Genomic DNA, 23,283 nt, shown 5'->3' with positions numbered 1-23,283 from the left:
TGGAGAGCAAGGTTATGTTTCGGTAAACCGAAACTACCTTGCTTTGCTCACCGCAAAGAAAATTTCTCCCGTTGGTCGCAATTTTTAAGATACCATTTAAATGTAAAAACCTATGACGAATATAAAGGATAAGCCGGGGGGACGTCCGGCAAAGAAACGGATAGAGAAGCAGCAACGGGTTGTCAGTACGAAACTGACCGAGTTGCAGTATTACGCCATCAGAAAGAGAGCCGGAGAAGCCGGGTTGCGTGTCAGTGAGTATGTCCGGCAGGCAGTTGTTTCGGCAGAGGTCATACCCCGGCTGAACAGGCAGGATGCGGACACCATCCGCAAACTGGCAGGGGAAGCCAACAACATCAACCAGTTGGCGCACCGGGCGAATGCTGGAGGTTTCGCACTGGTGGCGGTGGAACTGGTGAAGCTCAAAAACCGGATTATTGAAATCATAAACCATTTGTCAGATGATTGGAAAAATAAAAAAGGGAAGCGGGTTTAAGGGCTGCGTAAACTATGTGTTGGGCAAGGAACAGGCGGCTTTGCTCCATGCGGACGGGGTACTGACAGAAAGTCAGGGAGATATAATCCGCAGCTTCTGTATGCAGACCGGGATGAATCCCGACTTGAAAAAGCCAGTCGGACATATTGCGTTAAGCTATTCGGCAGTGGATGCACCCAAATTGACAGACGAGAAGATGATACAGCTTGCGCAGGAATATATGCGTGAAATGAAAATTACCGATACGCAGTATATCATCGTGCGCCATCAAGACCGGGAGCATCCGCACGTGCATATCGTGTTCAACCGTATAGACAACAGCGGCAAGACTATTTCGGACAGGAACGATATGTACCGTAACGAACAAGTATGCAAGAAGCTGAAAGCCAAACACGGGCTTTATTTCGCTGGTGGAAAAGAACAAGTAAAGCAGCACCGCTTGAAAGAGCCGGACAAATCGAAATATGAGATTTACAACGCTGTAAAGAATGAAATCGGAAAGTCCAAGAACTGGCAGCAGTTACAGGAACGGTTAGCGGAAAAGGGTATTACTATCCTGTTCAAGTATAAGGGGCAGACGGGCGAGATACAGGGCGTTTCCTTTTCCAAAGGCGAATACACGTTCAAGGGTTCGGAAATAGACCGTAATTTCAGTTTTTCCAAACTGGATAAATGTTTTGGGAATGTAGGGCAGACGACAGTCGGAAGCAATAAGCAGACGATTACCGCACCTATTCAGAAATCGGTATCAGTATCCGACAAAGCGGATAATTCTTTTATTGCAGGTTTAGGCAGTCTGTTTTCCGGTTTGTCAGCCCCGGCTGATGAAATGCCCGATGATTCCTTTTTGAGAAAGAAGAAGAAAAAAAAGAAAAAACAACTAAAGTTATAAGAGTATGGAGGAAAATTTGATTTTAGAGGGGCTTCTCTCAATGGTTACAGAACTGAAAGAGAAGCAGGAAGCACAGGTAACGCCAGCCAGTCGGGAGGAAACTCTCGAAAGACTGAACGCAATCGAACAGGCATTGTCAGAATTGCACAGCAACCCAGCTATTCTCGAAAAAGATTTGCAGGCTATTCGAAGCCAACTTGACGACATAAGAAACGGGATGCAAGGTCAGCAGAAACATATCGAGGACACCAAGAAAATAGCATTGGAAACTTATCGTTGTTTCAAGGTAATGATTGATGCTTTGGGTTCTTGCAAGACGGATAAAGAGGAAGCTGCACCCTTACCGCTCTATCAACGGATTTACAACAAAGTCGCTTCTTGGATTCGTCCGGAATTGTTTCTTTTTTCGGCTGTGCTGGTTATCTGTTCCGCTTCCATATTCTTAAATGTCCGTTTAGCTGAACGTATGCAGCAGTTGCAGGACAACGATATGAAATACCGCTATTTGCTGATGCAAGGACAGGCAGAAGGGGAAACTTTTGATATGCTGGAAAACAAGTTCAAGTGGCAACGGGATAACGGTTTTATCCGAAGTCTGACCGATTCAGTGATGGATTTTGAATACCGCATCCAAAAGCAGGCGGAAGCGTTGGAACGTGCAAGGCTGTTGAACGAGCAAGCCGAACAGCTAAAGAAAGAAGCCGATAAGTTGGGCAAGCCATAAGCAGGGAAAGCCGGAACAAATGATGAAGTACATTCACCGTTCCGGCTTTTTAGATTTACTTCTTTTTCTTCGTGCAGTGTTCTTTCTCGAACTGGCGTAGCGTGGTAATACTGAACCTTTCTTTGATGAACTCCCGTACATCGGAAGCCTTGTAATACACTTTTCCGTTGATAGTGAAGTATGGCAGCGCACCGAGAGCCCGGTAGCGTTGCAGGGTTTTGATACTTACTTTGAACAGCAGGCACAAGTCCTGATTATCCAATAGGTTGTCATCTTCGGGCAGTACCCTGTCTGCATTGCGTAGTACCCGTACATCTTTGCAGAGTTCTTCCAGTTTGGCATACAGCTTCTGCATCCATTCACCAAATTCGTCATTCTCTATATACATAATTGCTTCATGTTTCAGGTTATACATTCTTATTTGTCAATCGATTGATGAAGCAAAGTTCTAAAAATGGATGCAAAGAAATTATAGGGGAACTAATGGAATCCCCTATAAATAAACCATAAGTTGCTGATTATCTATATCCTTTCTTGTCATGTTCCTTTTTGATTAGGTCTGCCAGTCCATTAAGAAATTCGGTCAGTTTGCCCGGCTTCCGTTTTATCACGTCCTCATGTTTTTGGTAATAGTCGCCTATCTTGATATTGAACAACCATTCAAAGCCTTTAGATAAATCCACCAAATAGGCAGGCTTTCCGTTCTTATATACGATGTCTTTGGAGAGGAACAGACCGCTTACCATTTCCATGATGTTGATAAGAGTTGTTTTGTCTGCAAGAAAAAGAGGAGAAATGATTTGTTTATTAATACATTGCTGTAGTTGGTTCGGGTACTTGATGCGCCATTCAATAAGGCGTATTTCAGTGTTTAAAAGCCCTATCGCTTCATCAATTAGATGCAGATAGGGCATTTTTTTCTTGCTCAAACCGTACACGATACGATTTAAGACGGTGTAAACCAAAGGAAAAATAACGCAGTAAAACGTTGTAATCCTGCTCGTTCATACTGGAATCTGCTAAATGGATAGCCAATTCTTCAATGGCTTCTGTTAACTCTAATTCAGAAACTTCATACTGCGAGTATTCCGATAATAAACGGAAAAATCTCTGTTGTAATACACTTTCCATGTAGTGTTGAAATTATATTATTAATCATCTTTGTTTTTCATTTTTACATATCCATTTGCATAATTTCCTACAATATTGTGATTATCATCATAAATATACCCATTGGAATAATATCCTTTAAGTATTCTCTTTGAACTATAAATATACCCGTTAGTATAATTACCAATCGTTTCACCTTGCTTGTCAAATATATATCCATTTCGATAGGTAATCAATGATGTTTTGCATGAACCAAAACATAAAACACTCAGAATTAGTAACAATGTTCTCATATCATTTTTGAATTAGTATCTAAATCTTGATGTATCTACTCCTTTTATCTCCTTTTTCTTATATCCACCAAAGCGATAACTGAAATGCAGAGTAAATGCTCGTGAATAAAATCCGCTATCCATATTCAAGTTTTGCCCTTTGAAACGGACTTTTGTTGCAGGCATCCCTGTATCAAATATGTCATAGCAACGGACAGATAAACTCAATTTATCATTTGCGAAATTCCATCGCAATCCGGCAGTGAGATTAAAAATAGATTCTATATCAAATGTCCCTTGTATGACGGGGGTCTGTACATTTCCCATTAACTCGAAAGACAAATTCTTATTTACTTTAAATGTATTATCCAGTGTGCCGCTAAATACCCATTTCTTACGATTGAAAGGGATGTCGAAAAAATCATCACAGCGTTGGTGCATTTGCATACCGACTAAGGTTAATCGGGAATCCAGCCAGTTTCCTACTTTAAAGGGTAATATGATATTTGCTCCCCACACCTGCATATAGTTCCAATTTGTGTTTTTATAGATTAGTGCCAGCCTGTCAGTAGATTGATAGGCAGCTTGTGTGAAATAATCTGATGTATGCGTGAAAAACAGGCTAAGAATATACTTATTCAAAAAAATATAGCTTCCATTCAGATTATAATTCGTCATTGGCTTCAAATTCGGTGTTCCCCATAATTCTGTATATCCATTAAGATAGCTGACGGAAGATTGCATATCCCAATAGCTTGGATAAGTTTTGTCCGTAGATAATGAAAGTTGAAACACATGTTTCGGTGTTTTAAAATAAGTCAACGATGCTTGTGGATAAACTGCCCATTTATGATAATTTCCAATAGTATAATATTCTCCCGTAGCAGAAACGGATAAAGATGTACCTGTTGTATAGTTTTTGCTCAATGATACATAAAAGCTGGTAGTTTGTTCTCTTAGATTGGAATATGTATTTTGAGTTTGAATGTTACCTGTCACTTTATCATAAGTTTGAAAATCAAGATCTTTGGCAAATCGATAGGAAATTCCATAACCCAGATTCCATCCTTTTGATAGAGATTGTTTCTGGTCTGCATAGATAGAGTAGCGGTCTATTTTTTGTCCACCAACCATAGAGAAACTACTCTGACTTCCATCTTGATAATCAGCATATAGTCTTTGGGCATTATTAGAAGTATAATATGTATAATCACCACCTATGTCAAGTCCGAAGCCTGAATGATATTGCAATGTAATATTGCGCATTTGATTGTCAATATATTTATCGACATTGCTGGTTTGGTAATTGCCTGATGTCCGGCTATTATTATACTGGTCGGGGGTATAACTACCTGTGTATGCTATATTGATATTGTTTTTGTTGTTGAAGTTATACTCAAAAGCTGCTCTAAGGTCGTGTTTCCAGTACTTGCTACGCAACTGTTCATTTTGTATGATATTATGTAGTTCACCTTTTTGTGTATGTTTGGAATCAAGGTCTATGTACTCCATCTTTTTTACGTTATTTGCTCCGTACATTACATCAAAAGCCATTTTGGGAGTTGATAAACGAAAGTTTCCATTCATTCCTCCATCATTGAAATATTGGTTTTTATAGTTAGCACTTATCTCCCCCTGAAAAGAGTAGTCGTTTGAATGTTTTAAAACCATATTAATAGCTGCACCCCGTACATGATATTCAGGAGGCGCACTGTACATTACTTCTGCTTTTTCTATACGACTAACCGGAGTATTGCGCAGAATTGTTTCAAGTTGTCCGGCATCCATTGTTGTAGGTTTACCATTTAAAATAACAGTCAGTTTTCCTGCTCCAGCCAAAGTTAGTATTCCTCTATCTTCTTGTACTCCCGGTATCTTTGTCAATGCTTCATAAGCATTGTTTACGAGTTGATTTTGGGTAAGAACAGCAAGATTATATCCTAAAAGTCCATTCTCTACTTTTGCAAAAGGATGTTCTGCTTTTATAATAACTTCATCCAAAGCATAGTCTTGAGGTTGAAGTTGAATAGTTCCAGCATTATTTCCCTTACCTACCATTTGTTTAGTCTCATATAAAAGGTGTTGTATTATCAAGCGGTATTCTTTCTGTTGGCTTTTAAAAACGAATATGCCGTCGGAATTGGAAATGGATGCGCCTATATAGGTCGAATCCATTGCTTGCAAAATAATAGTCGCACCGTCTATAGGTAGTTGTTTGTCATCTATTATTTTTCCGTTAATCGTTTGCCCCCAAGCGACTGTTTGATAGCAACCTAAAAATAGGTAGAAAAATGTCAATGTTATTATTTTATTTAATCGCATCATACGAATTCAGTTTATTGATTACAAAACTATTAAAAGGTAAAAGAAACTCCTGCACCAAAGAACCATTCCCATCTTCTTTGTATTATGTTATATTGGTAGTTCGTTTGGGATTTAATAGTGACATATTTGCCTATCTCATATGAAAATCCTGCTCCTATCTGATAAGGGATAGAAGTTGCAGGAAGTATCACACTCCGTTTTTTATCCAGTGTATAGTTTCCATATACACTAAAATATAGTTTCTTATTTAAAGGAATAGCCATATTTGTATTTTGTTGAATCTTTATAAGAGGTAGATTTTTATCTATCCGACTATTGAACATAAGGCTTTTGCATTTTAGATTTCCATTCAATAGATTATTGTTATGATTTAATTTATTGTGAAACGTTGTGGCGCACCCAATATTTGCTACATTCGGAAAATCTTCTTTAAAATCAATATCTAACCTAAAATCATCCCAGTATCTATTATCGTCTTTTGGCGAATGACCAATAATAGACTGTTCTAATTCCCTTTTAAAAGCATCATCAATATGGATAGGCATTTCTCCTTTCAGCATTTTAGCCAATCGGACAGAATCGTTTGGAGTCCACCCGTTTTGTACTTGTGCATTGACTGGACGGGCGAGAAATAAAAAAAACAACAAAAATATTGCTGTTTTCCAAACGTTTGAAATTATCTGATTAGTCGCATCCACACTTCATTTAAGCCTTATCCGTTAATACATCTTCTTCAACGTCCACACCATCTTATTGGGATTATAGGCTTCGGGGGTGAAGACAGAAGTAGGGGCATCATCGTTACTACAATTTGTCAGACATAACATGGCGCAAATAATGAATGTGGAAAGCACCATACATAAAGTAATTTTCTTTTTCATCTTATCTCTATTTTAAGTGATTGACAATAATTATATATTTCTCTTCATAGGGATACTAACAATACCTTTATTAATCTCTTTTTCACCCACTTTTTTGAAGCCTAAAGATGTATAAAAAGTTTCTGCATAGGTTGAAGAATTAACTGTTATACTCGTTGGTTGAATTAAAGTTTTAAATATCTACAAATGAAAAAGTTGCACAATTCACAGATTATTAGTAAATTAGTGGTGACCAAACTACTAAGTACTATTGCACTGCTTATGCGCAACTTCATAGCAAATTTCGTCAGAATCCTCGGAATATGCAAGGATTTCGCTGGAAATCGTGTTAATGAACTCGGAAACGTCCCAAGATGTGGCGTTGTCCCCAAGTTCTCGGACCTCGAAGTAATTGCTCTCGGCATAACCGCCGAAGCCTTCGGATTCGACAGCGAGAATCTTCTTTTTCATCGATTGCATAATGAGTGTAAGGAGGATTTTCCAAACCTGATCAGTCGGAGACAGTTCAATGCCCGACGTAAGTTTACAGCACGACTTGCAGAAGAAATCCGCAAGGATGTAGCCGGAGCCATTGATGGATCCGAAGATGTGTTCTGCATTGATTCCAAACCTGTAAAGGTATGCCAGAACGCACGGGCGAAACGATGCACCATGGGACAAGACAATCCCGATGCGGCTCCTGACTGGGGATACTGCGCTTCGCAAGGCTTGCATTACTATGGATATAAGCTCCATGCAGTCTGCGGAATACGTGGTGTTATCCATTCCTTTGACATGACTGCCGCAAGCGTCCATGACCTTCATTATCTCAAGGACGTACGCTGGGAATATCATGATTGCATGATGCTTGGAGACAAAGGCTATCTCAGTGCTGAGATTCAGAAGAATCTCTTTGAGGCAGCAAATATCACTCTTGAAGTTCCATATCGGCTTAATCAGAAAAACTGGCGTCCGCCCACATGGGCATACAAGAGGTTCCGTAAACGTATCGAAACGATATTTTCTCAACTCAACGACAATCTTATGATGATACGAAACTACGCAAAGCAATCCTGCGGTCTTTTCACCCGAATGGCAGGCAAAATCGCTGCAATGACGTTCATGCAATATGTCAATTTCGTTAATCATCGTCCGATTGGGCAGATAAAATATTCTCTAATTTAATTCAACCAACAGGTCTGTTATATAAGTGAAATTACAATTGCTCATCATATAATCAAATAGCGATTTCCCTATTCCTTGCTGATGATAGTGTGGCAAGACAAAGAAGAGGGATATATGTTGCCTTTCTTGATGTACACCGATTATTCCTATCAATAAATGATTGTCAAAAGCACCATATATGTCAAGTGTATTCATCAACGATGTGTCATACACGAAACTTTTAAAGGTTTCAATACCTTCTTGGGTGAAATCATTCCTGCCACATTCCATATATACTTGATAGGACAAATCAGCCGCATTATTATATTCTTCTTGTGTTAATTTACGTATCATATCAATGTTATTAAATCATGAATGCAAAATACGGAAGAATAAAGAAAAAAGGTCTTGACAATTGTCAAGACCCCGGTATAATGGATGTTAAAAGATTGGCTATTTCTCCAGTTTGCGGCGTATGCGACTAACTGTTTCAGGAGTAACCCCTAAGAAAGAAACTATACTTTTCAAGGGTATAGTATCTTTAAGGTCAGGACAACGTTTCATTAGTCTTTGATATCGTATTTCAGGTGTACAATACGAATCGAGCAATCGTTCATACACCATTTCATATAGATTTTCAGCTACATATCTTCCTAATCGTTGAGTTTCCATATTCGTTTCCCAACATTCTATAATATCATGGCGTGATATTTCATAAACAGAACAGTCTGTTAACGCTTGAATGCTCACTGCTGACAGACAACTTTTCATAAAAGAAGAATAGTCACATACAAATTCATCGGTAAAAGCATATCCTACAATGTGTTCTTCTCCTTCTTCGTCAATATGCGTATATTGAAATGTGCCATGTTTTACCCATCCAGCAAAACGTTCCACCTCATTTTGCCGGATAAAGAAATCTTTCTTATGGTAAGTACGCAATATCCCTTTTCTCGCAAATAAATCTTTTACATGGGAATAGTCCAAATTGTTGAGATATGTATTAAAATCATTCATTATCGTAAGCTATTTATTCAGTCCACGGCGTATGCGACTGATTGTTTCCGGTGTGACTTGCAAGAAAGAAGCAATCTCCTTTAACGTAATGTACTCTTGAATATCGGGGCATCTATTCAATAAGTCAAGATACAGCTCTGCTGTGGTCTTGCAGTACATATCCATTAATCTATGATACATTAATAAGTATGATTGTTCAACAAGCGTACATTTTAGTTGCATGGTTTCTACATTTGCAGCAAAGAATTCCTCCACTTTTGAATAGGACATATAACAAATCTTTGTATCGCAAACGGCTTCAATTGTTACTAATGACGGTTGATTGGGTTCTATAAGAGTGCATAAACTTCCTGCAAATTCTCCGGAGAAAGTATATCCTACTATGTGTATGTTTCCTTTTTCATCCACACGAGTATATCTCAATAAGCCGTGTTCAATATAAGCTCCCCGATGATTCACTTTGCCTTGAATAGTGAATCGTTCGCCCTTTTTGAGTTCGATATAAGTACCATGTTCCAAAATGAACTGCTTTAGCTGTTCTAATTTCGAATGGTTGGCATATTGTGAGTTAAAATCTTCCATACTATAAACTAATTACAATTGAAATATAGAATAACTTCGTGAGTTGTTCTCTCAAAAAGCAAAAATAGATTCCTGACTTTGTCAAAACATCTTCTCTTTTTTTTTAATCCACTTTATTGTGAGTTTAGTTTGTGCTTTTGTATATATGTCCAAAACGAACTAAACTTATTTCTATTGACTGAAAGTATATGCTGGCGAAAGAAGAAACAACCTTTTTCCTTTTCGCCAATTTTAAAGTTTGTAACTCTCATAGTTTGAGGAGGAAATGAACTCTTTTATTTCTTCTTCTGTTGGAAGCTCTATCCTATACTTCTGTACAAAGATATTTGGGTCTAATCCGGCTGTGGCATACTTTACTAATGTATCTCCCTTTTCAGTGCAAAGCAGAATACCGATAGGTGGATTATCATCCGGCTGCATCACTTCCGCTTTGAAATAGTTCAGATACATATTTAGTTGCGAAGCATACTCATGGTGGAACTTGTCTATCTTCAATTCTACAATAACATGACATTTCAAAATACGGTGATAGAACACAAGGTCGGCAAAGAAATAATCTTCATCAATCAAGATGCGTTTTTGCCGGGCTTCAAAGCAGAAGCCATGTCCCATTTCTAACAGGAAGTGTTGCAGGTTGTCAAGAATGGCTTGTTCCAAATCAGTTTCTGTCACCAATGCACGTTCATTCAACCCTAAGAACTCCAAAGTAACAGGAGTATTGATAACATCTTTAGGTTGTAATAAGGTTGCTTGTTGCTGGACTAAAGCGGAGAGGGCTTCTTTGTTTTTGGATAGTCCGCTACGTTCGTAATATAAAGATGCGATTTGTCGCTCCAACTCCTTTACAGACCAGCAGCCACGAATAGTTTCCATTTCATAGAAAGCACGTTTTACCGGGTTCTCAATTCCCGATATAGTGTTTAAATGGGTGGAAGATAATTTATTGAATAATCTATCAGCTGGAATCATCCATGTTTCGGTTTGTGGGTATTCTGTTGATAGTTTCCAAACTCCACTTTCAGATTCGGCGGTCATCAACCGCCGAATTGGTTCAGTGAATTCGGCGGTCAATGACTGCCGAATTTGAATTTGTGATGCAATGTATTGTGTAACAGGTTTTTTTAGTTGTGGATAAACAAGATACAACCGCCTAAATTCACGGAATCTACGTTCATTCAGCCCTTTTGTTTTCAGTCGTTGTTCCAGCTTCTTCAACAGTTGTTCACCGTAGGCGGCACGGTCTTCTCCGTTCTGCTCAAATTCTACGATATAGCAACCCATAAGCCAGTTACGGGAAGTAAGGGCAAGGTTTACAGCATGTGCGGCTTGTGCCTGCAACGTGTTCTGTATCGTGCTGATATGTTTTACTAATGCTTCAAAGTTCATAGTTACAAAGATAAGTCTTTTATGGTTAAAACTTTAGTTCGGGTAAGCTGTTTATTGCTTCCTCTTTCAATTTATCCACCGCACGGGTGTACTTCTCCGTATGCTTCAATCCGCTATGTCCTAAAAGGCTGGCTACGGTTTTTATATTTGCCCCATTGTTCAGAATGTTCACGGCAAACGAGTGCCGGGCACAATGCCAGCTTATATGTTTGTCTATCCCGGCTCTCTTTACCCAACGCTTTACTGATTTACAGCAGCTTTCGTAAGTAGGCAAATCGAATATCAAACAGTTTTTGTCTGCCGGGGCTTCGCCAATGATAGACAATAGACCGTCATTCAGAGGAATAACCACACCGCTACTGGCTGAATGTCCCTTTGTTTTGCTTTGCTCAAACTTCAATAACCGATTACCATAATCCACATTCTTATAGGTCAGGTCTTTTACATCACAGAAGCGCAGACCGCAGTATAGGCAGAAGATAAAAGCCCGTCTGACATTCGGGTTCTCGTTGTCATAATGGCAAGCCGCCAGCTTTTGTATTTCTTCGGGAGAAAGAACATCTTTCCGAAGCATTTGGCTATCCACTTTGCAGGTAACACTTTTGCATGGGTCTTTCAACATTACATCGTGGTCAATCGCATATCGAATAACTTTCTTAAAACGCTGGTAAATGCTTTTAGCTCCCTCACCCACACTTCGGGATTGCAAATAGGCTACAAACTGCTCCATCATTTCTTTGGTAATAAGTTCCGGTTTGATACTAAACTCATTCATGGGGTATTGCTCTTTTAAGAAGTCCTTAAAACGGCTAAGCGCAATTTGTACCATGCGAATATCTTTCTTGGTATAACTGTTGATATAGGCTTGGAAATAGTCTAAGAAATTGACCGTTCTATCTTTTTTTAACCGATAGCCCAACATACTTTCTTTAAATTCCTGCTCACGCTCTGCACGTATCTTTGTAGCAAGTTCCAACGTTTCTTTGTTCTGCTGACGTTCCGCAGGGGTACGGGGCTTATCTATCAGATACAGACTAAGGTTTTCTTTTCGCCTGTTGTGCTTTACTGCAAACTTGGGCTTGCCTTGCATCTTTCCACTATCATAGTACACTTGATTGCCGTTTTCATCTAATACGGGCTTTTCCTCTCTACCTAAATAATACTCTAAGTAAAGGCTAATTCTACCATCCGAGAGCTTATTTTGCTCTAACTTGGGGTTTTCTTTCGTTTTATTTTCTAACTTTGCCATTGTTTAGAGGTTTTATCCCGATTTAGGTACCATAACCGGGTGATTACGCTAAATAGTTGATTTTCTTTTGTTTTCTGATATTGCAAAGGTACAAAAGAAAATGATATTTCAAAGTGTACTAAAAGTGTACTGAATAACAGAAAATGGGCAAAATATGGCAAAAATGGAGAAAATAAGAAGTATGCAAGTTGTTGATAATAAGGTGAATAAATTCTTTTGTTTTCCTATGATTTCTATGGTTTGTACCGGGTCCGGGTACTGAAGCGGAGAAAGTTGAAAAACTCTCTCCGCTTTTCTTTTCTACTCCCCGTAACTCGTTGGTTTGCTGATAGATTAAATCAAGGCTCAGTCTGAAAATTTGGGGGATTGCGGGCCAAGAAAATTACGGGGCGCACATGGAGTCCATTATAAATAAATCATAAAGCGCTGATTATCTATATCCTTTTTTGTCATGTTTCTTTCGGATAAGGTCTGCCAGTCCATTATGAGATTCTGTGAGTTTGCCCGGCTTTCGTTTTATCACGTCCTCATGCTTTTGGTGACAGTCGCTTATCTTGATGTTAAACAACCATTCAAAACCTTTGGATAAATCTACCAAATAGGCAGGTTTACCGTTCTGATAAACGATGTCTTTGGAGAGGAACAGACCGCTTACCATTTCCATGATGTTGATAAGGGCTGTTTTGTCAGCGAGATAGAGAGGGGAAAGGCTTTGTTTTTCAATCCGCTGTTTGAGTTGTTCCGGGTATTTGATGCGCCATTCAATAAGGCGTATTTCTGTGTTTAAAAGTCCTATCGCTTCATCAATTAGATGCAAATAGGGCATTTTTTTCTTGCTCAAACCGTACACGGTATGACTTAAGACGATATAAACCAAAAGAAAAATAGCGGAGTAATACACTATAATCTTGCTCGTTAATACTGAAATTGGCTACATGGATAGCTAATTCTTCAACAGCTTTTGTTAGTTCAGATGCAGAAACTTTGCGCTGTGAGTATTCCGATAGTAATCGAAAAAAACTCTGTTGTAATAATGCTTTCATCTATTAATATTTTTAATTTCATAATTAGTTAGTTCGTCTTTTATAGAATTTTACTTATATCATTGGGTGTCTTAAAATAATAGTCTGCACGTATAGGATTAGATACATTATTGCTCCATAAAACCAATCCGGAATCAACACCGGCATTGTTAGCACATTGAATATCATAAATACTATCACCAATATAGAGAGCGTTTTCGGGGCTTACATGGGCTTTAGCCAAATATGCTACTAAGGGTGCTGCTTGGGGCTTATGTTCATCAGTATCATCGGCACATACAATTGTGGAAAAATAGTCCGCTAACCCTAATGGCTCAAAATCAGAATAATATTCTTGATATGTTTTGGAGGTTACAATGCCTAAAATATAGCCTCTTGATAAAAGGGATTGCAAGCATTCTTTGATACCTTGAAAAGGTTGAATAGTGTGCTGGAGCAATTTCATATTCCTATCCCATCGTTTCAATGCATCTTCTATGTCGGGTATTTTGAGTAATTCCAACGCATTTCTTCCGGTAATGCCTAAAGCAAATTTCAGACTTTCATATTGAGGTGCGCTTCCTGTTATTTCTGTAATTGTTTTTATTAAAGAGTTGATGACTGCATATTCCGTATCTATCAATGTACCGTCTATGTCGAATACGATATGTTTATATTTCATGTGTTGATTTATTAGTCAAATAATACTTGCCAGTTTCTATCGTAGTAAGCTGAAAAGCACATTTTAATTTGTTCTTCGTTATTTTTCTCTTTTGCAAGAATAGGTAATTCTTCCAATCCGAAATAGGCACTCTCATCCGTTTCAATATTGGGTCGGAAATATCCGCTTTCAATCTCACAAAGAACAAAAACTTTACAAACATTGTAGGCATAGGGGGGAATATTATGCAAATTTCTATCTTGTATAGCTATTATCCGGATAGCTTTTACATTTAATCCTGCTTCTTCTTTTACTTCTTTTTCTGTATTAGTCTTGATACTCTGATTTATATCGACCCAACCACCGGGCAAAGACCAAGTTCCATTTTTCTCTTTCACAAGCAGTATTTTATCATCTTTGAATATAGCAGCTCGTGTATCTAATTTAGGAGTTTGAAATCCTGTTTCATTGCAAAACAGATTCTTTACTTTTTCTATGGGTATTTCACTTTGCAGACTAAGCATTTCTGCTGCAATTTCTCTAATGCGTTCAAAGCGTTCTATATCAAATACATCTTTGGAGTATGTCAATCCCCCTTGGGCAATGAATTGTAGTTCTTTTGCCCATTCAAGCCATTGTGGTTGTACTATTTTATTCATATAGTGAATGTTAGTATCGTTATATTGATTTACAAAGGTATGGAAAATGAAATTCTTTATTTTTGTCCTATGTTAAAAAATCATCGGCTTGACCGGATTCTGCTAAGAGAAGGTTGTGTTATTCCTAAAAAAGAGGCAATATGTCCTAAAGTCACTCGGTGGAAAATGCTGGGATATTCTTTTATCAACTTTTCATAACGTTCTTGGGCAGACAAGTTCAGCCGGGAAATATGAATGTCCTGTAAAAGTAGAAAATTTTCTTGCTGTAACACTCTCATCCAATTGGCAATGTCAATACGGGATTTATATAAATCATTCAACTTGTCTATAGAAATGGAGTAGGTTAAAGTTTCTTCTAAGGTTTCTACATATTCAAATCCTGCTTTGTGCCGATATAAATCCCATGAACCACAAGTCGCATCGCCTTCCATAGAAAACCATGTTGTTATTTCTTTTCCATTATGCAGGATATATGAACGTGTTATACCTTTTTCTATAAAATAAACCTGATTGTCAAAACGACCAGCTTGTATGATGATAGTTTTAGCTGGAAAAGTCTGTTGCTTAAAACAGTACTTTAGCAGATGCAATGAATCATCCGAAACAGGATAGAGTTCTTGTATCTTTCTTATTATATTATCCATTATCAATGTTTTTGCTCTTTCTACAAAAATAATAAAACAGAAAGGGATAATATTGTTGCATTCATAGTTTAAAAAGGAATTTGACTATTTTTAGCAAGGTGGGATGAAAAGAGAACCATGATGTGGATATGTGATCTTTTTCAGTCTTGATTTTCCCTTTTCGGTGTAGAGCAAAATGCTGATAGGCGGATTATCATCCGACTGCATCACTTCTGCTTTAAAGTAGTTGAGGTACATATTTAACTGTGAAGCATATTCATGGCGGAACTTGTCTATCTTTAATTCCACAATAACATGGCATTTCAAAATACGGTGATAGAACACAAGGTCAGTAAAGAAATAATCTTCATCAATCAAGATACGTTTTTGCCGGGCTTCAAAGCAGAAGCCATGTCCCATTTCTAACAGGAAGCGTTGCAGATTGTCAAGAATGGATTGCTCCAAATCGTTTTCTGTCACTAATGCACGTTCATTCAATCCTAAGAACTCTAAAGTAACAGGAGTGTTGATAACATCTTTGGGTTGCAATAAGGTTACTTGTTGCTGGACTAAAGCGGAGAGGGCTTCTTTGTTTTTGGATAGTCCGCTACGTTCGTAATATAAAGATGCGATTTGCCGCTCTAACTCTTTTACAGACCAGCATCCACGAATAGTTTCCATTTCATAGAAAGCACGTTTTATCGGGTTCTCAATTCCTGATATAGTATTTAAATGGGTGGAAGATAATCTGTTGAATAATCTATCAGCTGGAATCATCCATGTTTCGGTTTTGGGTATTTTGTTGATAGCTTCCAAACGCTATTTTCAGATTCGGCGGTCAATGACTGCCGATTTTGAATTTGTGATACATACGGCTGGCGTTGGTGGACATTCTTATATGAACTATCTAAAAGTACCTGCTAAGGTGGATGAACTTTGTGTTCTGTTGCAAGAGAAGCAAAAGACCGTGGGAACATTTTGGGAACAATATGAATTGAGTTTCAATGCCCACCTTAATTTAGTGACCATACATCCATGGGTGGATGGCGACGGCAGGACAGCTTGGCTGCTAATGAACTACCTCCAATTTTGCTATCACCTTTTCCCTACTAACCTACTAAGATATTTAGGATTACATTCTGAATCCTCTGCCTCTCTTCTCTGTCTGTACGGAGTTATATAAGCTTTGCTTTAATTTTCCCCATTGTTCCCTAAACCATTCGCCTATTGGTTGTCGGTTTATGGTTAGAACGAGTTTATTGTTGTCGGTTGGATTTTTTTCAACTTTGAAAATATCGTTTTTGATGTCAAACTTCCGTCTGTGTTCTTCGGAATAGATTTTCCCATTGCATCTGATAGCTTCTCTTTTCATCAAAAGACTGTTTACCATGTCTTTGGTAAATCCGATGGTATAGCATAGTCTTTCCATTCTCAACATTTCTTTGAGTAATGGGAACCAGTTGAACGCTTTTTCAAGAATGGTATTCAATCGTGATATTTCCTTGTCTTTGGTTTCAAGCTCTTGATTATGTATTCCTTGTATGTTACGAATCTGCTTACTATGCTGTTCCTGCATTTGTTGCATCTTGGCTTTTAATTCATCAGTGCCCTTGTCACGTTTGGCAATTTCATGACGTAAATTCTCGTTAGATTGTTCCAAATCTTTCAATTTTCCGCTTCCGAAAAGAGAACTGACACCACTTGCTATGGCTGTGGCTGCATCAGTGGCTACACTTTTGAGCTTGTCGGTGCGTATCTCTGCTTTTACCTGTTTGAGTTCCTGCTCGGCAAGGCTTACCTGTTGCTCCTTGTGTCGCTTGGTTTCCTCTATACGTTGCAGTTCGGCTTTCTGCTTTTCAATGATGAAGTCGTTTCGTTCCAGATGCTCTTTACCTGTAACAGCTTTTGCCTGCCCACGTTCCATCAGGAGAATATCGGAAGCAAGGGTCTGCATGGTTGCCATATCCTCGTCATTGAGCTTTCGGCTCTTTCCGGTTTCGTGGTTCATCCAGTCAAATACGATATGAGCATGATAGTTCGGCTTGAACCATCTGCTTCCGATTTGAAAGCTTTCTTTGTCTTCCGCTTCCAGCTGACTGTTCAACCAATGCCCTTCATCTTTGTGCAGGAAAATCTGTAGTGGAGTGATGCCCCAGCGTCTTTGACACTCTTCACCGAATTTGCGTACATCAGCCAATGTGGTGTCCGGTCTGATTTCCTTGACCATTTGTTTGATGTTGTCATAATGAGTTCGCAGTTCGGGAGTGCCGAAGTCGGGATTTATCCACTGCTCGTTGTCGGTGGAAAGTTCGGGAACGATATAGATTCTGGACTCCCCGATGTTTCGTATATACTCGGCAGTCCTTTGGTTATGCGCCTCGCTCGATGCGATGTTGCAAGGCTTGATATGTATGCTTGATTTTGTTGCCATAGCTTCTTTCCTTCCGTACAGCCGTCCGCGACAGCAGGTAAGCCATAAAAAGAAATCCGTCCAGATTTTGGGCGGCTATTTTTGTGAGGTTTTCCAGCGGTCAGGGAGCAGGTCGCGGTATTTTTCGATGGGTGTGTTCGGAGGCCATACGGCGCAGCGGTCGATTATGTCGCAGAAGTAGTCGAAGACGTTTACGCCGCAGCGATGGCAGGTGATGGCCAGCGAGTGGTACAGGGCGGCGACTTCGGCTCCGGAGTGGGAGCCGATTGTCAGCCGACGGCGGGTCAGGGGTAACAATCGCATTGGAACGCTCCGTTGAAGCCTCTGATGTGTTGCTCGAAGACTTCGGCCGAGCGTGAGCCGTCGTCATAGAAGAAGTACACAAGCCCGGTTGTCATTCCGACGAACACCCGGATGTAGCCCTTTTTGATCTTCCTGCCCGAGGGAGTGGCTGCCTGCAGCCGCACTTTCTGATAGGTCTCGTCACCACAGATATAATTGTCTTCGACAACTGCCGGCCCGAGAGCCCTGTATAGATTCTCCAGATGAACCTTTACCTTGCTGATCAGTTTTTGTGCCGTGCCTTTATCAAGGTCGAAGCCGTGGGCACGGAAGTATTCGACTGCATTTTCAAGTGGCATACAATGAAGGTAGCGTAACTCGGTGAGTCCGGCTATAAAGGAAGAAGTGTACTGCGAGTTGAGTAGCGGCGTGGCAGGAGCGGAGCCTTTGTATATTTTCTCGTCCTGCACATATTTGCGTACCTTGTAGATTATTTTCTTGAAGCGCATTGGCTCCATGACATAGCGCACAACATCGCATTCGCCTATGAACGTTGCCGCCTCGGGGTTGAAGTCCGGACTGTCCGGCTCCACCATAACCGTCTCCACCTCGCACTCGGGATGGGTCTTTCTCCCGGCTCCATTGTTGGTGCGTTTCTTCTGTCGGCTATCACCAGGGAAAAAGAGTTGCCGAATACATCGTGAACACTCCCGGAACACCCGAACGTTTGGAAATCAGTTATTTTGAAGGTGGCCGACCGGCTGCAAAAAAACGACTTGCTGATTGTATATATCAGCTTGGTTGATAAGCAGGGAGTACTTTGTCCGGTGAATGGGATTCCTGTAGAACTATCGGTGCAGGGAGGAGAAATCGTTGGCCCTGCATCGTATCAATTGGAAGCGGGAGTCGCATCATTTCTGGTAAGAACCGATGAGGCGTCGAAAGTCTGTATAAATGCTGCGGGCAACGGTCTCTCAATACGTAAAAACTTAAAGATAAGGAGGGAATGAACATGAAATTGATAAAGTGACGTGAGTTCGATATAACTTAAAACAGCGTAAGTAGCTTGTCCTTTATAAGAAAATCATCTGCTATACAATAAATCGTTATATTCTTCTTGTGTTAATTTGCGAAGCTCACGGTTCTCTTTGTTCTGTTGTAGCATACATTTATGCAACTTAATTGTTCCCATGATTCAGTTTAGAAGCTGTTTGGAATTTCTTAAACAGTTTCTAAACAGTTTCTTATATTGTGATTGGAAAAAACAACCGCTTCTTTTCATAAATTTTATTCAAAAGAATGGAAAAGAATAAAATAAACAAGAACAAATGTAACAGCCTGTCCATAAAAATACTATATTTATTGCAGCAAGAGAGCACTTTAAGTAATGCTTAAGAGGAAAAACGAAAAGTAGTATATATACTATATATTTTCTATTATTAATTACTTAAACACATTTTTTATGGAAGCCAAGAAATCAAAAAAGGCTGCAATTGAGAATCAACGAGGTTCTTGGTTGTTGATGGGTTTGGTTGTTGCGCTAGCCTTCATGTTCGTTTCGTTCGAATGGACACAACATGATGTCAGAGTTGCAGCATTATCACCAGATGATGAATCCATCTTTGTTACAGAGTTAGTTCCAATCACATTCCCGGAAGAGAAACTGGAACCGCCTCCACCTCCCGAAACTAAGATCGTGGATATAATAGAAATAGTAAAAAACGATATAGAGGTGACGGATGATGTTTCTACGGTAGGAGAGGACATGGACGCGACTACTAACATTGTTTGGATACCACCAGTTGTGGAAGCAGAAGAGGTAGAAGAAGATGTAATACATGAACATGTAGAAATCATGCCGGACTTCCCCGGTGGCATGGCTGCTTTGATGAAGTATTTGGGTACAAATATCAAGTATCCGACTATTTCTCAAGAAATGGGTTCGGCAGGAAAAGTGATTGTTCAGTTTGTTGTTGACAAAGACGGAACGATTACGAATCCGGCAGTGGTACGAGGGGTGGATGCCTATTTGGACAAAGAAGCTATCCGTGTGATAAGCTCTATGCCGAAATGGAACCCCGGAGTACAGAATGGCAAGAAAGTTCGAGTGAAATATACTGTGCCTGTGGTATTCAGACTACAGTAGTAACTTGGAATGGATGAGTAATGAGGAGGCTGTTTAAAAAGTCGTTAGTAACTCTCATTCCCTTCGGGAAGGAGGAGAATGATGATAGAACCGACTTTTTAGACAGCCTCCTTTTCTAATGAAATCCTTTTCCTTAAATTGCTGAGTATTTATAACATTTCTTTCCCGGCTTGCTTCTGTGAAATAAAAAAATATATCTTTGTCGGGAGAATAAAAATACGAATGATTGTTTTATGAATCTTCTACTCTGTATAAAAAGACCTTTTATCTGGCTTTCCCGCTTCCGTCATCGTTGCGGATATGGCGTCCATTCCCCATTTGCTTTCAGTCTCATTACTGATGTAATTTATGAGAAGATGCCTTACTATGCTTATTCTTCCTTGAAAGAAGAACAAAAAAAGAGGATAAGAGAGCGTGGGTGGACCAAAGGTTCTCAAAAGGTAAACCGTTTTTTGTTCCGGTTGGTAAATAGAGTACAGCCTGATACGATTATTGAGGTTGGGCGTCCTTCCTCGACAGCCCTGTACTTACAGTCTGCTAAACCATCGGCTTCCTATCTCTTTGCTTCCGACTTGTCGGAACTGTTTCTGGATACGGATACTTCAGTCGATTTTCTGTATCTGAACGATTACCAAAATCCGGACTTATTGGAAGAAGTATTTCGGGTTTGCGTATACCGTACTACCCTTAAAAGTGTATTTGTAGTCCATGGTATCTGCTATTCCAAAGAGATGAAAGCGCTTTGGAAAAAGTGGCAGGCTGACGAAAGGGTCGGAATAACTTTCGACCTGTATGATGTCGGTTTACTATTTTTTGATAAAACAAAGATAAAACAGCATTATATCGTCAACTTCTAAGAACCTTTGTACGTTTACTATCTATAAATGTAAAAAAGAAAGTTATGAAAAAGAGCCTTGTATATACAAAGACCGGAGATAAAGGAACCACTAGTCTTGTTGGCGGAAGTCGCGTTCCAAAGACTCATATCCGCCTGGAAGCTTACGGAACGGTGGATGAACTAAATTCTCACCTGGGATGGCTGCATACTTATCTGCAGGAGGAATCCGACCGGGATTTTATCTTGAGTATTCAACATAAGTTATTCGCCATCGGTTCACATCTCGCCACCGACCAGGAGAAAACACAACTGAAACCCGCCAGTATCATTACCCCTGAACATGTGGAAAGTATCGAGCGGGAGATTGATAAGCTGGACGAGCAATTACCCGAACTTTGTGCTTTCATCATTCCCGGTGGAAGTCGTGGAGCAGCCGTTTGCCATGTTTGCCGTACGATTTGCCGGAGAGCCGAAAGACGTATTCTGGCTTTGTCCGAAACTTGTACAATTTCTCCCGAAGTATTAGCATTTGTCAACAGATTATCAGATTATTTGTTTGTATTATCCCGAAAAATTAATTTTGATGAACAAAATAATGAAATATTTTGGGATAATAGTTGGAAATGATAGATTTTATTATACTTTTGCCGAAAAATAGAAAACGAGACAAATTTAGTATTCATTTTAAATACTCAAGATTATGTATTGGACATTGGAATTAGCATCAAAACTTGAAGATGCTCCCTGGCCGGCAACCAAGGATGAATTGATTGATTATGCCATGCGTTCGGGTGCTCCTCTTGAAGTTATTGAGAACCTCCAAGAGATGGAAGATGAGGGCGAAATCTATGAGAGTATCGAAGATATTTGGCCGGATTATCCTAGTAAGGAGGATTTCTTCTTTAATGAGGAAGAGTATTGATTAAAAAAGACCGAACATATAAGAATACCCGATAACCTTTACAAGAAGGCTATCGGGTATTTTTTGTATAATAATGAGGCTGTTTTTTAGAATACAGGCATCTGAGAAATACGGTTAGTGCTGTAATTCTCCTGTCCCAGCACTTTGGCGCGGGAGGTGAAATCATACGAACGTCCTACATACGTCACAAAGAAATGCAGGTTGGTTTCCATCGGATAATATTCGATACCGGTCAGGTATCCCCAGGAAGTACGGTAATTGCCTTTCTCTATTCCTTCGGATGCCTTGCTCACGGAAGCCGTCTCATACATACCCTTCACAAACACATTCCATTTCGGCAGAAAACGATAATTACATTTAGCAACCACGGAAAGGTAATTCGCATCAAAGGCATTGTGTCCGCCCGGACGGCCTACGATGTTGGTGATAATACCTTTGCGGTCAATATCCTCTTTTGAATACATGAAATCGACGAAAGCATTCCATTTGCCGAGATTCAACTCGTTACCTAAAGCATAATAATACATATTGTGACTTTTTTTTCATAAGCAGGTCAGGCTTTTAGTATTCGTTAAAATATTGCTGAATTTGTTTCCAGTCAGTCGTTTTGGTTAGTGCAAGCATTAACAAAACACGTGATTTCTGCGGATTCAGTTCTTGTGAAGCCACAAATTGATATTTGGCGTCGTCTACCTCTGCATCCAGTGTGGTAGGACCTGTCGGGACACGGGAAGAACGAACCACAAGGATTCCTTTCTGACGAGCGTCTGTCAGTACCGGGAAGATATTCTGATGGATATTTCCATTTCCTACTCCTGCATGGATAATGCCTTTATAGCCGTTGTTGAGCATCGGAGTGACCATATCTGCTTCGATGTTGGAATAGCTGTATACGATACCTACTTTAGGCAGTGCGTTCAGATGAGTAACATCGAAAACGGATTGGGTGGTATGTTTTTTTAGCGTCACCTGATTATAGAATACTTTTCCGTTTAACACATACCCCAGCGCGCCGGAGTTGGGAGCTTGGAAAGTTTGCACGTCGACCGTGTTCATTTTAACCGTACTCTGTGCTCCCAGGATCAGTCCGTTCATGGCAACCAGTACTCCTTTGTCTTTGGATTCCTTTGCGGCGGCGGTAACTACGGCGTTGTAGAGATTCAACGGGCCGTCGGCACTTAGAGCAGTAGACGGACGCATGGCACCTACCAGTACCACCGGTTTGTCACTTTTAACGGTCAGGTTCAGGAAATAGGCAGTTTCTTCCATCGTATCGGTTCCGTGAGTAATCACGATACCGTCGATGTCCGCGCGTTTCAATAGTTCATTTATTTTCTTGGCAAGCGTCAGCCAAACCTGGTCGTTCATGTCCTGTGAACCGATTTTGACAATCTGTTCTCCGGTCACGTTGGCGATATCCTTAATTTCGGGCACGGCATCAAGCAGTGCGCTGATGGCAACTTGTCCTGCTGTGTAGCTAGTTCCGGTAGCTGAACTTCCTGTGCCTGCAATCGTTCCTCCGGTGGCAAGGATATGAATGTTCGGTTTGGCGGCAAATGCCATTGTTACAGAAAATAGTAGTGTGACTACTACCAGTCCAAAGCTTTTGAATTGTTTCATAA

The 23,283-nt window shown here is 39.8% G+C and carries 27 protein-coding genes and 6 pseudogenes; 10 read left to right on the top strand and 23 right to left on the bottom strand.

The genetic code is table 11. The features are described from left to right. Window positions 1-112 precede the first annotated feature (112 nt). The 3 genes from A4V03_RS17050 to A4V03_RS17040 are packed head-to-tail and all read left to right on the top strand — an operon-like array spanning window position 113 to window position 2,112. Window positions 113-496, top strand: a complete 384-nt coding sequence (locus A4V03_RS17050; protein WP_055221609.1) for a MobC family plasmid mobilization relaxosome protein — start codon at window positions 113-115, stop codon at window positions 494-496. Next, the gene (locus A4V03_RS17045; RefSeq protein WP_055221611.1) at window positions 462-1,388 is read left to right on the top strand and encodes a relaxase/mobilization nuclease domain-containing protein; all 927 of its coding nucleotides are present in this window, start codon (window positions 462-464) and stop codon (window positions 1,386-1,388) included. Before A4V03_RS17050 ends, A4V03_RS17045 begins: the two co-directional genes overlap by 35 nt. A gap of 4 nt (window positions 1,389-1,392) precedes the next feature. After that, window positions 1,393-2,112 carry a hypothetical protein gene (locus A4V03_RS17040; RefSeq protein ID WP_065539705.1) on the top strand — a complete coding sequence of 240 codons (720 nt, stop codon included), beginning with the start codon at window positions 1,393-1,395 and terminating at the stop codon, window positions 2,110-2,112. A 55-nt stretch (window positions 2,113-2,167) separates the two neighbouring features. Here A4V03_RS17040 and A4V03_RS17035 read toward each other — a convergent pair whose 3' ends face one another. The 7 genes and pseudogenes from A4V03_RS17035 to A4V03_RS17005 form a co-directional block, all read right to left on the bottom strand. Next, window positions 2,168-2,500, bottom strand: a complete 333-nt coding sequence (locus tag A4V03_RS17035) for a helix-turn-helix domain-containing protein (protein ID WP_024988418.1) — start codon at window positions 2,498-2,500, stop codon at window positions 2,168-2,170. A 130-nt stretch (window positions 2,501-2,630) separates the two neighbouring features. Further along, on the bottom strand, window positions 2,631-3,050 hold the full coding sequence (locus A4V03_RS17030; RefSeq protein ID WP_024988419.1) for an RteC domain-containing protein: 420 nt from the start codon (window positions 3,048-3,050) through the stop codon (window positions 2,631-2,633). After that, window positions 3,004-3,243 carry a hypothetical protein gene (locus A4V03_RS17025; RefSeq protein WP_024988420.1) on the bottom strand — a complete coding sequence of 80 codons (240 nt, stop codon included), beginning with the start codon at window positions 3,241-3,243 and terminating at the stop codon, window positions 3,004-3,006. Before A4V03_RS17025 ends, A4V03_RS17030 begins: the two co-directional genes overlap by 47 nt. A gap of 284 nt (window positions 3,244-3,527) precedes the next feature. Further along, window positions 3,528-5,819: an outer membrane beta-barrel family protein gene (locus tag A4V03_RS17015; protein ID WP_055221615.1), complete on the bottom strand. Its 2,292-nt coding sequence runs from the start codon at window positions 5,817-5,819 to the stop codon at window positions 3,528-3,530. Between the two features lie 29 nt (window positions 5,820-5,848). Then, on the bottom strand, window positions 5,849-6,517 hold the full coding sequence (locus tag A4V03_RS17010) for a hypothetical protein (protein WP_024988423.1): 669 nt from the start codon (window positions 6,515-6,517) through the stop codon (window positions 5,849-5,851). A 21-nt stretch (window positions 6,518-6,538) separates the two neighbouring features. Continuing rightward, window positions 6,539-6,700, bottom strand: coding sequence for a hypothetical protein (locus A4V03_RS21075; protein WP_167371345.1), 162 nt, complete (start codon window positions 6,698-6,700; stop codon window positions 6,539-6,541). 30 nt (window positions 6,701-6,730) lie between these two features. Beyond that, window positions 6,731-6,856: pseudogene (locus A4V03_RS17005) on the bottom strand (GNAT family N-acetyltransferase); the annotation flags it as partial. Window positions 6,857-6,886: 30 nt separating this feature from the next. Between A4V03_RS17005 and A4V03_RS17000 the strand changes: the two are divergent. Further along, window positions 6,887-7,864 (top strand): IS982 family transposase, encoded by a 978-nt coding sequence (locus A4V03_RS17000; protein ID WP_065537559.1) that lies wholly within the window; start codon window positions 6,887-6,889, stop codon window positions 7,862-7,864. A 15-nt stretch (window positions 7,865-7,879) separates the two neighbouring features. Here A4V03_RS17000 and A4V03_RS16995 read toward each other — a convergent pair. From A4V03_RS16995 to A4V03_RS16940, 12 genes and pseudogenes are all read right to left on the bottom strand, one after another. Then, window positions 7,880-8,197: pseudogene (locus A4V03_RS16995) on the bottom strand (GNAT family N-acetyltransferase); the annotation flags it as partial. Between the two features lie 99 nt (window positions 8,198-8,296). Beyond that, on the bottom strand, window positions 8,297-8,860 hold the full coding sequence (locus A4V03_RS16990) for a Crp/Fnr family transcriptional regulator (RefSeq protein ID WP_065539704.1): 564 nt from the start codon (window positions 8,858-8,860) through the stop codon (window positions 8,297-8,299). Window positions 8,861-8,869: 9 nt separating this feature from the next. Continuing rightward, on the bottom strand, window positions 8,870-9,442 hold the full coding sequence (locus A4V03_RS16985) for a Crp/Fnr family transcriptional regulator (RefSeq protein ID WP_015546401.1): 573 nt from the start codon (window positions 9,440-9,442) through the stop codon (window positions 8,870-8,872). A 231-nt stretch (window positions 9,443-9,673) separates the two neighbouring features. Beyond that, window positions 9,674-10,828 (bottom strand): PDDEXK nuclease domain-containing protein, encoded by a 1,155-nt coding sequence (locus tag A4V03_RS16980; RefSeq protein WP_015546402.1) that lies wholly within the window; start codon window positions 10,826-10,828, stop codon window positions 9,674-9,676. A gap of 25 nt (window positions 10,829-10,853) precedes the next feature. After that, window positions 10,854-12,077, bottom strand: coding sequence for a site-specific integrase (locus tag A4V03_RS16975; RefSeq protein ID WP_015546403.1), 1,224 nt, complete (start codon window positions 12,075-12,077; stop codon window positions 10,854-10,856). Between the two features lie 118 nt (window positions 12,078-12,195). Continuing rightward, window positions 12,196-12,420, bottom strand: a pseudogene (locus A4V03_RS21580) (hypothetical protein); the annotation flags it as partial. Between the two features lie 87 nt (window positions 12,421-12,507). After that, window positions 12,508-12,927 carry a hypothetical protein gene (locus A4V03_RS16965; RefSeq protein WP_065539703.1) on the bottom strand — a complete coding sequence of 140 codons (420 nt, stop codon included), beginning with the start codon at window positions 12,925-12,927 and terminating at the stop codon, window positions 12,508-12,510. After that, the gene (locus A4V03_RS16960) at window positions 12,881-13,120 is read right to left on the bottom strand and encodes a hypothetical protein (protein WP_004323787.1); all 240 of its coding nucleotides are present in this window, start codon (window positions 13,118-13,120) and stop codon (window positions 12,881-12,883) included. The genes A4V03_RS16965 and A4V03_RS16960 overlap by 47 nt, the downstream gene beginning before the upstream one ends. Before the next feature lie 40 nt (window positions 13,121-13,160). Further along, window positions 13,161-13,781 carry an HAD family hydrolase gene (locus A4V03_RS16955; protein WP_004323786.1) on the bottom strand — a complete coding sequence of 207 codons (621 nt, stop codon included), beginning with the start codon at window positions 13,779-13,781 and terminating at the stop codon, window positions 13,161-13,163. An 11-nt stretch (window positions 13,782-13,792) separates the two neighbouring features. Further along, the gene (locus tag A4V03_RS16950; protein ID WP_008761990.1) at window positions 13,793-14,419 is read right to left on the bottom strand and encodes an NUDIX hydrolase N-terminal domain-containing protein; all 627 of its coding nucleotides are present in this window, start codon (window positions 14,417-14,419) and stop codon (window positions 13,793-13,795) included. Between the two features lie 80 nt (window positions 14,420-14,499). Further along, window positions 14,500-15,063 (bottom strand): Crp/Fnr family transcriptional regulator, encoded by a 564-nt coding sequence (locus A4V03_RS16945; RefSeq protein ID WP_004323784.1) that lies wholly within the window; start codon window positions 15,061-15,063, stop codon window positions 14,500-14,502. 102 nt (window positions 15,064-15,165) lie between these two features. Then, a pseudogene (locus A4V03_RS16940) lies at window positions 15,166-15,920 on the bottom strand (PDDEXK nuclease domain-containing protein); the annotation flags it as partial. Between A4V03_RS16940 and A4V03_RS16935 the strand changes: the two are divergent. Then, a pseudogene (locus tag A4V03_RS16935) lies at window positions 15,911-16,165 on the top strand (Fic family protein); the annotation flags it as partial. The pseudogenes A4V03_RS16940 and A4V03_RS16935 sit on opposite strands and share 10 nt — an antisense overlap. A 9-nt stretch (window positions 16,166-16,174) precedes the next feature. On the opposite strand, the gene A4V03_RS16930 reads toward A4V03_RS16935, so the two are convergent. Together A4V03_RS16930 and A4V03_RS16925 are read right to left on the bottom strand one after the other, a co-directional pair. Further along, window positions 16,175-17,473, bottom strand: a complete 1,299-nt coding sequence (locus tag A4V03_RS16930) for a mobilization protein (RefSeq protein ID WP_065539702.1) — start codon at window positions 17,471-17,473, stop codon at window positions 16,175-16,177. A 284-nt stretch (window positions 17,474-17,757) separates the two neighbouring features. Continuing rightward, entirely contained in the window at window positions 17,758-18,474 is a 717-nt protein-coding gene (locus tag A4V03_RS16925) for an IS66 family transposase (protein WP_065539701.1), read from the bottom strand. Between the two features lie 24 nt (window positions 18,475-18,498). Between A4V03_RS16925 and A4V03_RS16920 the strand changes: the two genes are divergently transcribed. The 5 genes from A4V03_RS16920 (at window position 18,499) to A4V03_RS16900 (ending at window position 21,661) form a co-directional block, all read left to right on the top strand. After that, window positions 18,499-18,765: a hypothetical protein gene (locus A4V03_RS16920; RefSeq protein WP_236588605.1), complete on the top strand. Its 267-nt coding sequence runs from the start codon at window positions 18,499-18,501 to the stop codon at window positions 18,763-18,765. A gap of 452 nt (window positions 18,766-19,217) precedes the next feature. Further along, a complete protein-coding gene (locus A4V03_RS16915) occupies window positions 19,218-19,901 on the top strand; it encodes an energy transducer TonB (RefSeq protein ID WP_065539699.1) in 684 nt (227 codons plus the stop codon). A gap of 233 nt (window positions 19,902-20,134) precedes the next feature. Continuing rightward, window positions 20,135-20,758, top strand: coding sequence for a hypothetical protein (locus A4V03_RS16910; protein WP_065539698.1), 624 nt, complete (start codon window positions 20,135-20,137; stop codon window positions 20,756-20,758). A 44-nt stretch (window positions 20,759-20,802) separates the two neighbouring features. Beyond that, a complete protein-coding gene (locus A4V03_RS16905; protein ID WP_004313274.1) occupies window positions 20,803-21,366 on the top strand; it encodes a cob(I)yrinic acid a,c-diamide adenosyltransferase in 564 nt (187 codons plus the stop codon). A 73-nt stretch (window positions 21,367-21,439) separates the two neighbouring features. After that, a complete protein-coding gene (locus tag A4V03_RS16900) occupies window positions 21,440-21,661 on the top strand; it encodes a DUF2795 domain-containing protein (protein WP_002558131.1) in 222 nt (73 codons plus the stop codon). An 86-nt stretch (window positions 21,662-21,747) separates the two neighbouring features. Here A4V03_RS16900 and A4V03_RS16895 read toward each other — a convergent pair. Both A4V03_RS16895 and ansB read right to left on the bottom strand, forming a co-directional pair. Next, window positions 21,748-22,200, bottom strand: a pseudogene (locus A4V03_RS16895) (porin); the annotation flags it as partial. Between the two features lie 22 nt (window positions 22,201-22,222). Then, complete coding sequence (gene ansB, locus A4V03_RS16890) at window positions 22,223-23,281, bottom strand: L-asparaginase 2 (RefSeq protein ID WP_065539697.1); 1,059 nt, start codon at window positions 23,279-23,281, stop codon at window positions 22,223-22,225. Window positions 23,282-23,283: the final 2 nt, after the last annotated feature.

The sequence above is a fragment of the Bacteroides caecimuris genome (assembly GCF_001688725.2).
In the GTDB taxonomy this organism is placed as follows: Bacteria; Bacteroidota; Bacteroidia; order Bacteroidales; family Bacteroidaceae; genus Bacteroides; species Bacteroides caecimuris.
This window is presented reverse-complemented; position numbering and strand designations above follow the sequence as displayed.

What these genes read in the sequence shown, in the direction of transcription:
- A4V03_RS16975 (WP_015546403.1), bottom strand. Translation starts at nt 12,077, where the DNA reads ATGGCAAAGTTAGAAAATAAAACGAAAGAAAACCCCAAGTTAGAGCAA.
- A4V03_RS17015 (WP_055221615.1), bottom strand. Translation starts at nt 5,819, where the DNA reads ATGATGCGATTAAATAAAATAATAACATTGACATTTTTCTACCTATTT.
- A4V03_RS17040 (WP_065539705.1), top strand. Translation starts at nt 1,393, where the DNA reads ATGGAGGAAAATTTGATTTTAGAGGGGCTTCTCTCAATGGTTACAGAA.
- A4V03_RS16945 (WP_004323784.1), bottom strand. Translation starts at nt 15,063, where the DNA reads ATGGATAATATAATAAGAAAGATACAAGAACTCTATCCTGTTTCGGAT.
- A4V03_RS16980 (WP_015546402.1), bottom strand. Translation starts at nt 10,828, where the DNA reads ATGAACTTTGAAGCATTAGTAAAACATATCAGCACGATACAGAACACG.
- A4V03_RS17000 (WP_065537559.1), top strand. Translation starts at nt 6,887, where the DNA reads ATGAAAAAGTTGCACAATTCACAGATTATTAGTAAATTAGTGGTGACC.
- A4V03_RS16985 (WP_015546401.1), bottom strand. Translation starts at nt 9,442, where the DNA reads ATGGAAGATTTTAACTCACAATATGCCAACCATTCGAAATTAGAACAG.
- A4V03_RS17035 (WP_024988418.1), bottom strand. Translation starts at nt 2,500, where the DNA reads ATGTATATAGAGAATGACGAATTTGGTGAATGGATGCAGAAGCTGTAT.
- A4V03_RS17050 (WP_055221609.1), top strand. Translation starts at nt 113, where the DNA reads ATGACGAATATAAAGGATAAGCCGGGGGGACGTCCGGCAAAGAAACGG.
- A4V03_RS16905 (WP_004313274.1), top strand. Translation starts at nt 20,803, where the DNA reads ATGAAAAAGAGCCTTGTATATACAAAGACCGGAGATAAAGGAACCACT.
- A4V03_RS21075 (WP_167371345.1), bottom strand. Translation starts at nt 6,700, where the DNA reads ATGAAAAAGAAAATTACTTTATGTATGGTGCTTTCCACATTCATTATT.
- A4V03_RS16915 (WP_065539699.1), top strand. Translation starts at nt 19,218, where the DNA reads ATGGAAGCCAAGAAATCAAAAAAGGCTGCAATTGAGAATCAACGAGGT.
- A4V03_RS16910 (WP_065539698.1), top strand. Translation starts at nt 20,135, where the DNA reads ATGAATCTTCTACTCTGTATAAAAAGACCTTTTATCTGGCTTTCCCGC.
- A4V03_RS17025 (WP_024988420.1), bottom strand. Translation starts at nt 3,243, where the DNA reads ATGGAAAGTGTATTACAACAGAGATTTTTCCGTTTATTATCGGAATAC.
- A4V03_RS17045 (WP_055221611.1), top strand. Translation starts at nt 462, where the DNA reads ATGATTGGAAAAATAAAAAAGGGAAGCGGGTTTAAGGGCTGCGTAAAC.
- A4V03_RS16990 (WP_065539704.1), bottom strand. Translation starts at nt 8,860, where the DNA reads ATGAATGATTTTAATACATATCTCAACAATTTGGACTATTCCCATGTA.
- A4V03_RS16930 (WP_065539702.1), bottom strand. Translation starts at nt 17,473, where the DNA reads ATGGCAACAAAATCAAGCATACATATCAAGCCTTGCAACATCGCATCG.
- ansB (WP_065539697.1), bottom strand. Translation starts at nt 23,281, where the DNA reads ATGAAACAATTCAAAAGCTTTGGACTGGTAGTAGTCACACTACTATTT.
- A4V03_RS16950 (WP_008761990.1), bottom strand. Translation starts at nt 14,419, where the DNA reads ATGAATAAAATAGTACAACCACAATGGCTTGAATGGGCAAAAGAACTA.
- A4V03_RS16900 (WP_002558131.1), top strand. Translation starts at nt 21,440, where the DNA reads ATGTATTGGACATTGGAATTAGCATCAAAACTTGAAGATGCTCCCTGG.
- A4V03_RS16955 (WP_004323786.1), bottom strand. Translation starts at nt 13,781, where the DNA reads ATGAAATATAAACATATCGTATTCGACATAGACGGTACATTGATAGAT.
- A4V03_RS16960 (WP_004323787.1), bottom strand. Translation starts at nt 13,120, where the DNA reads ATGAAAGCATTATTACAACAGAGTTTTTTTCGATTACTATCGGAATAC.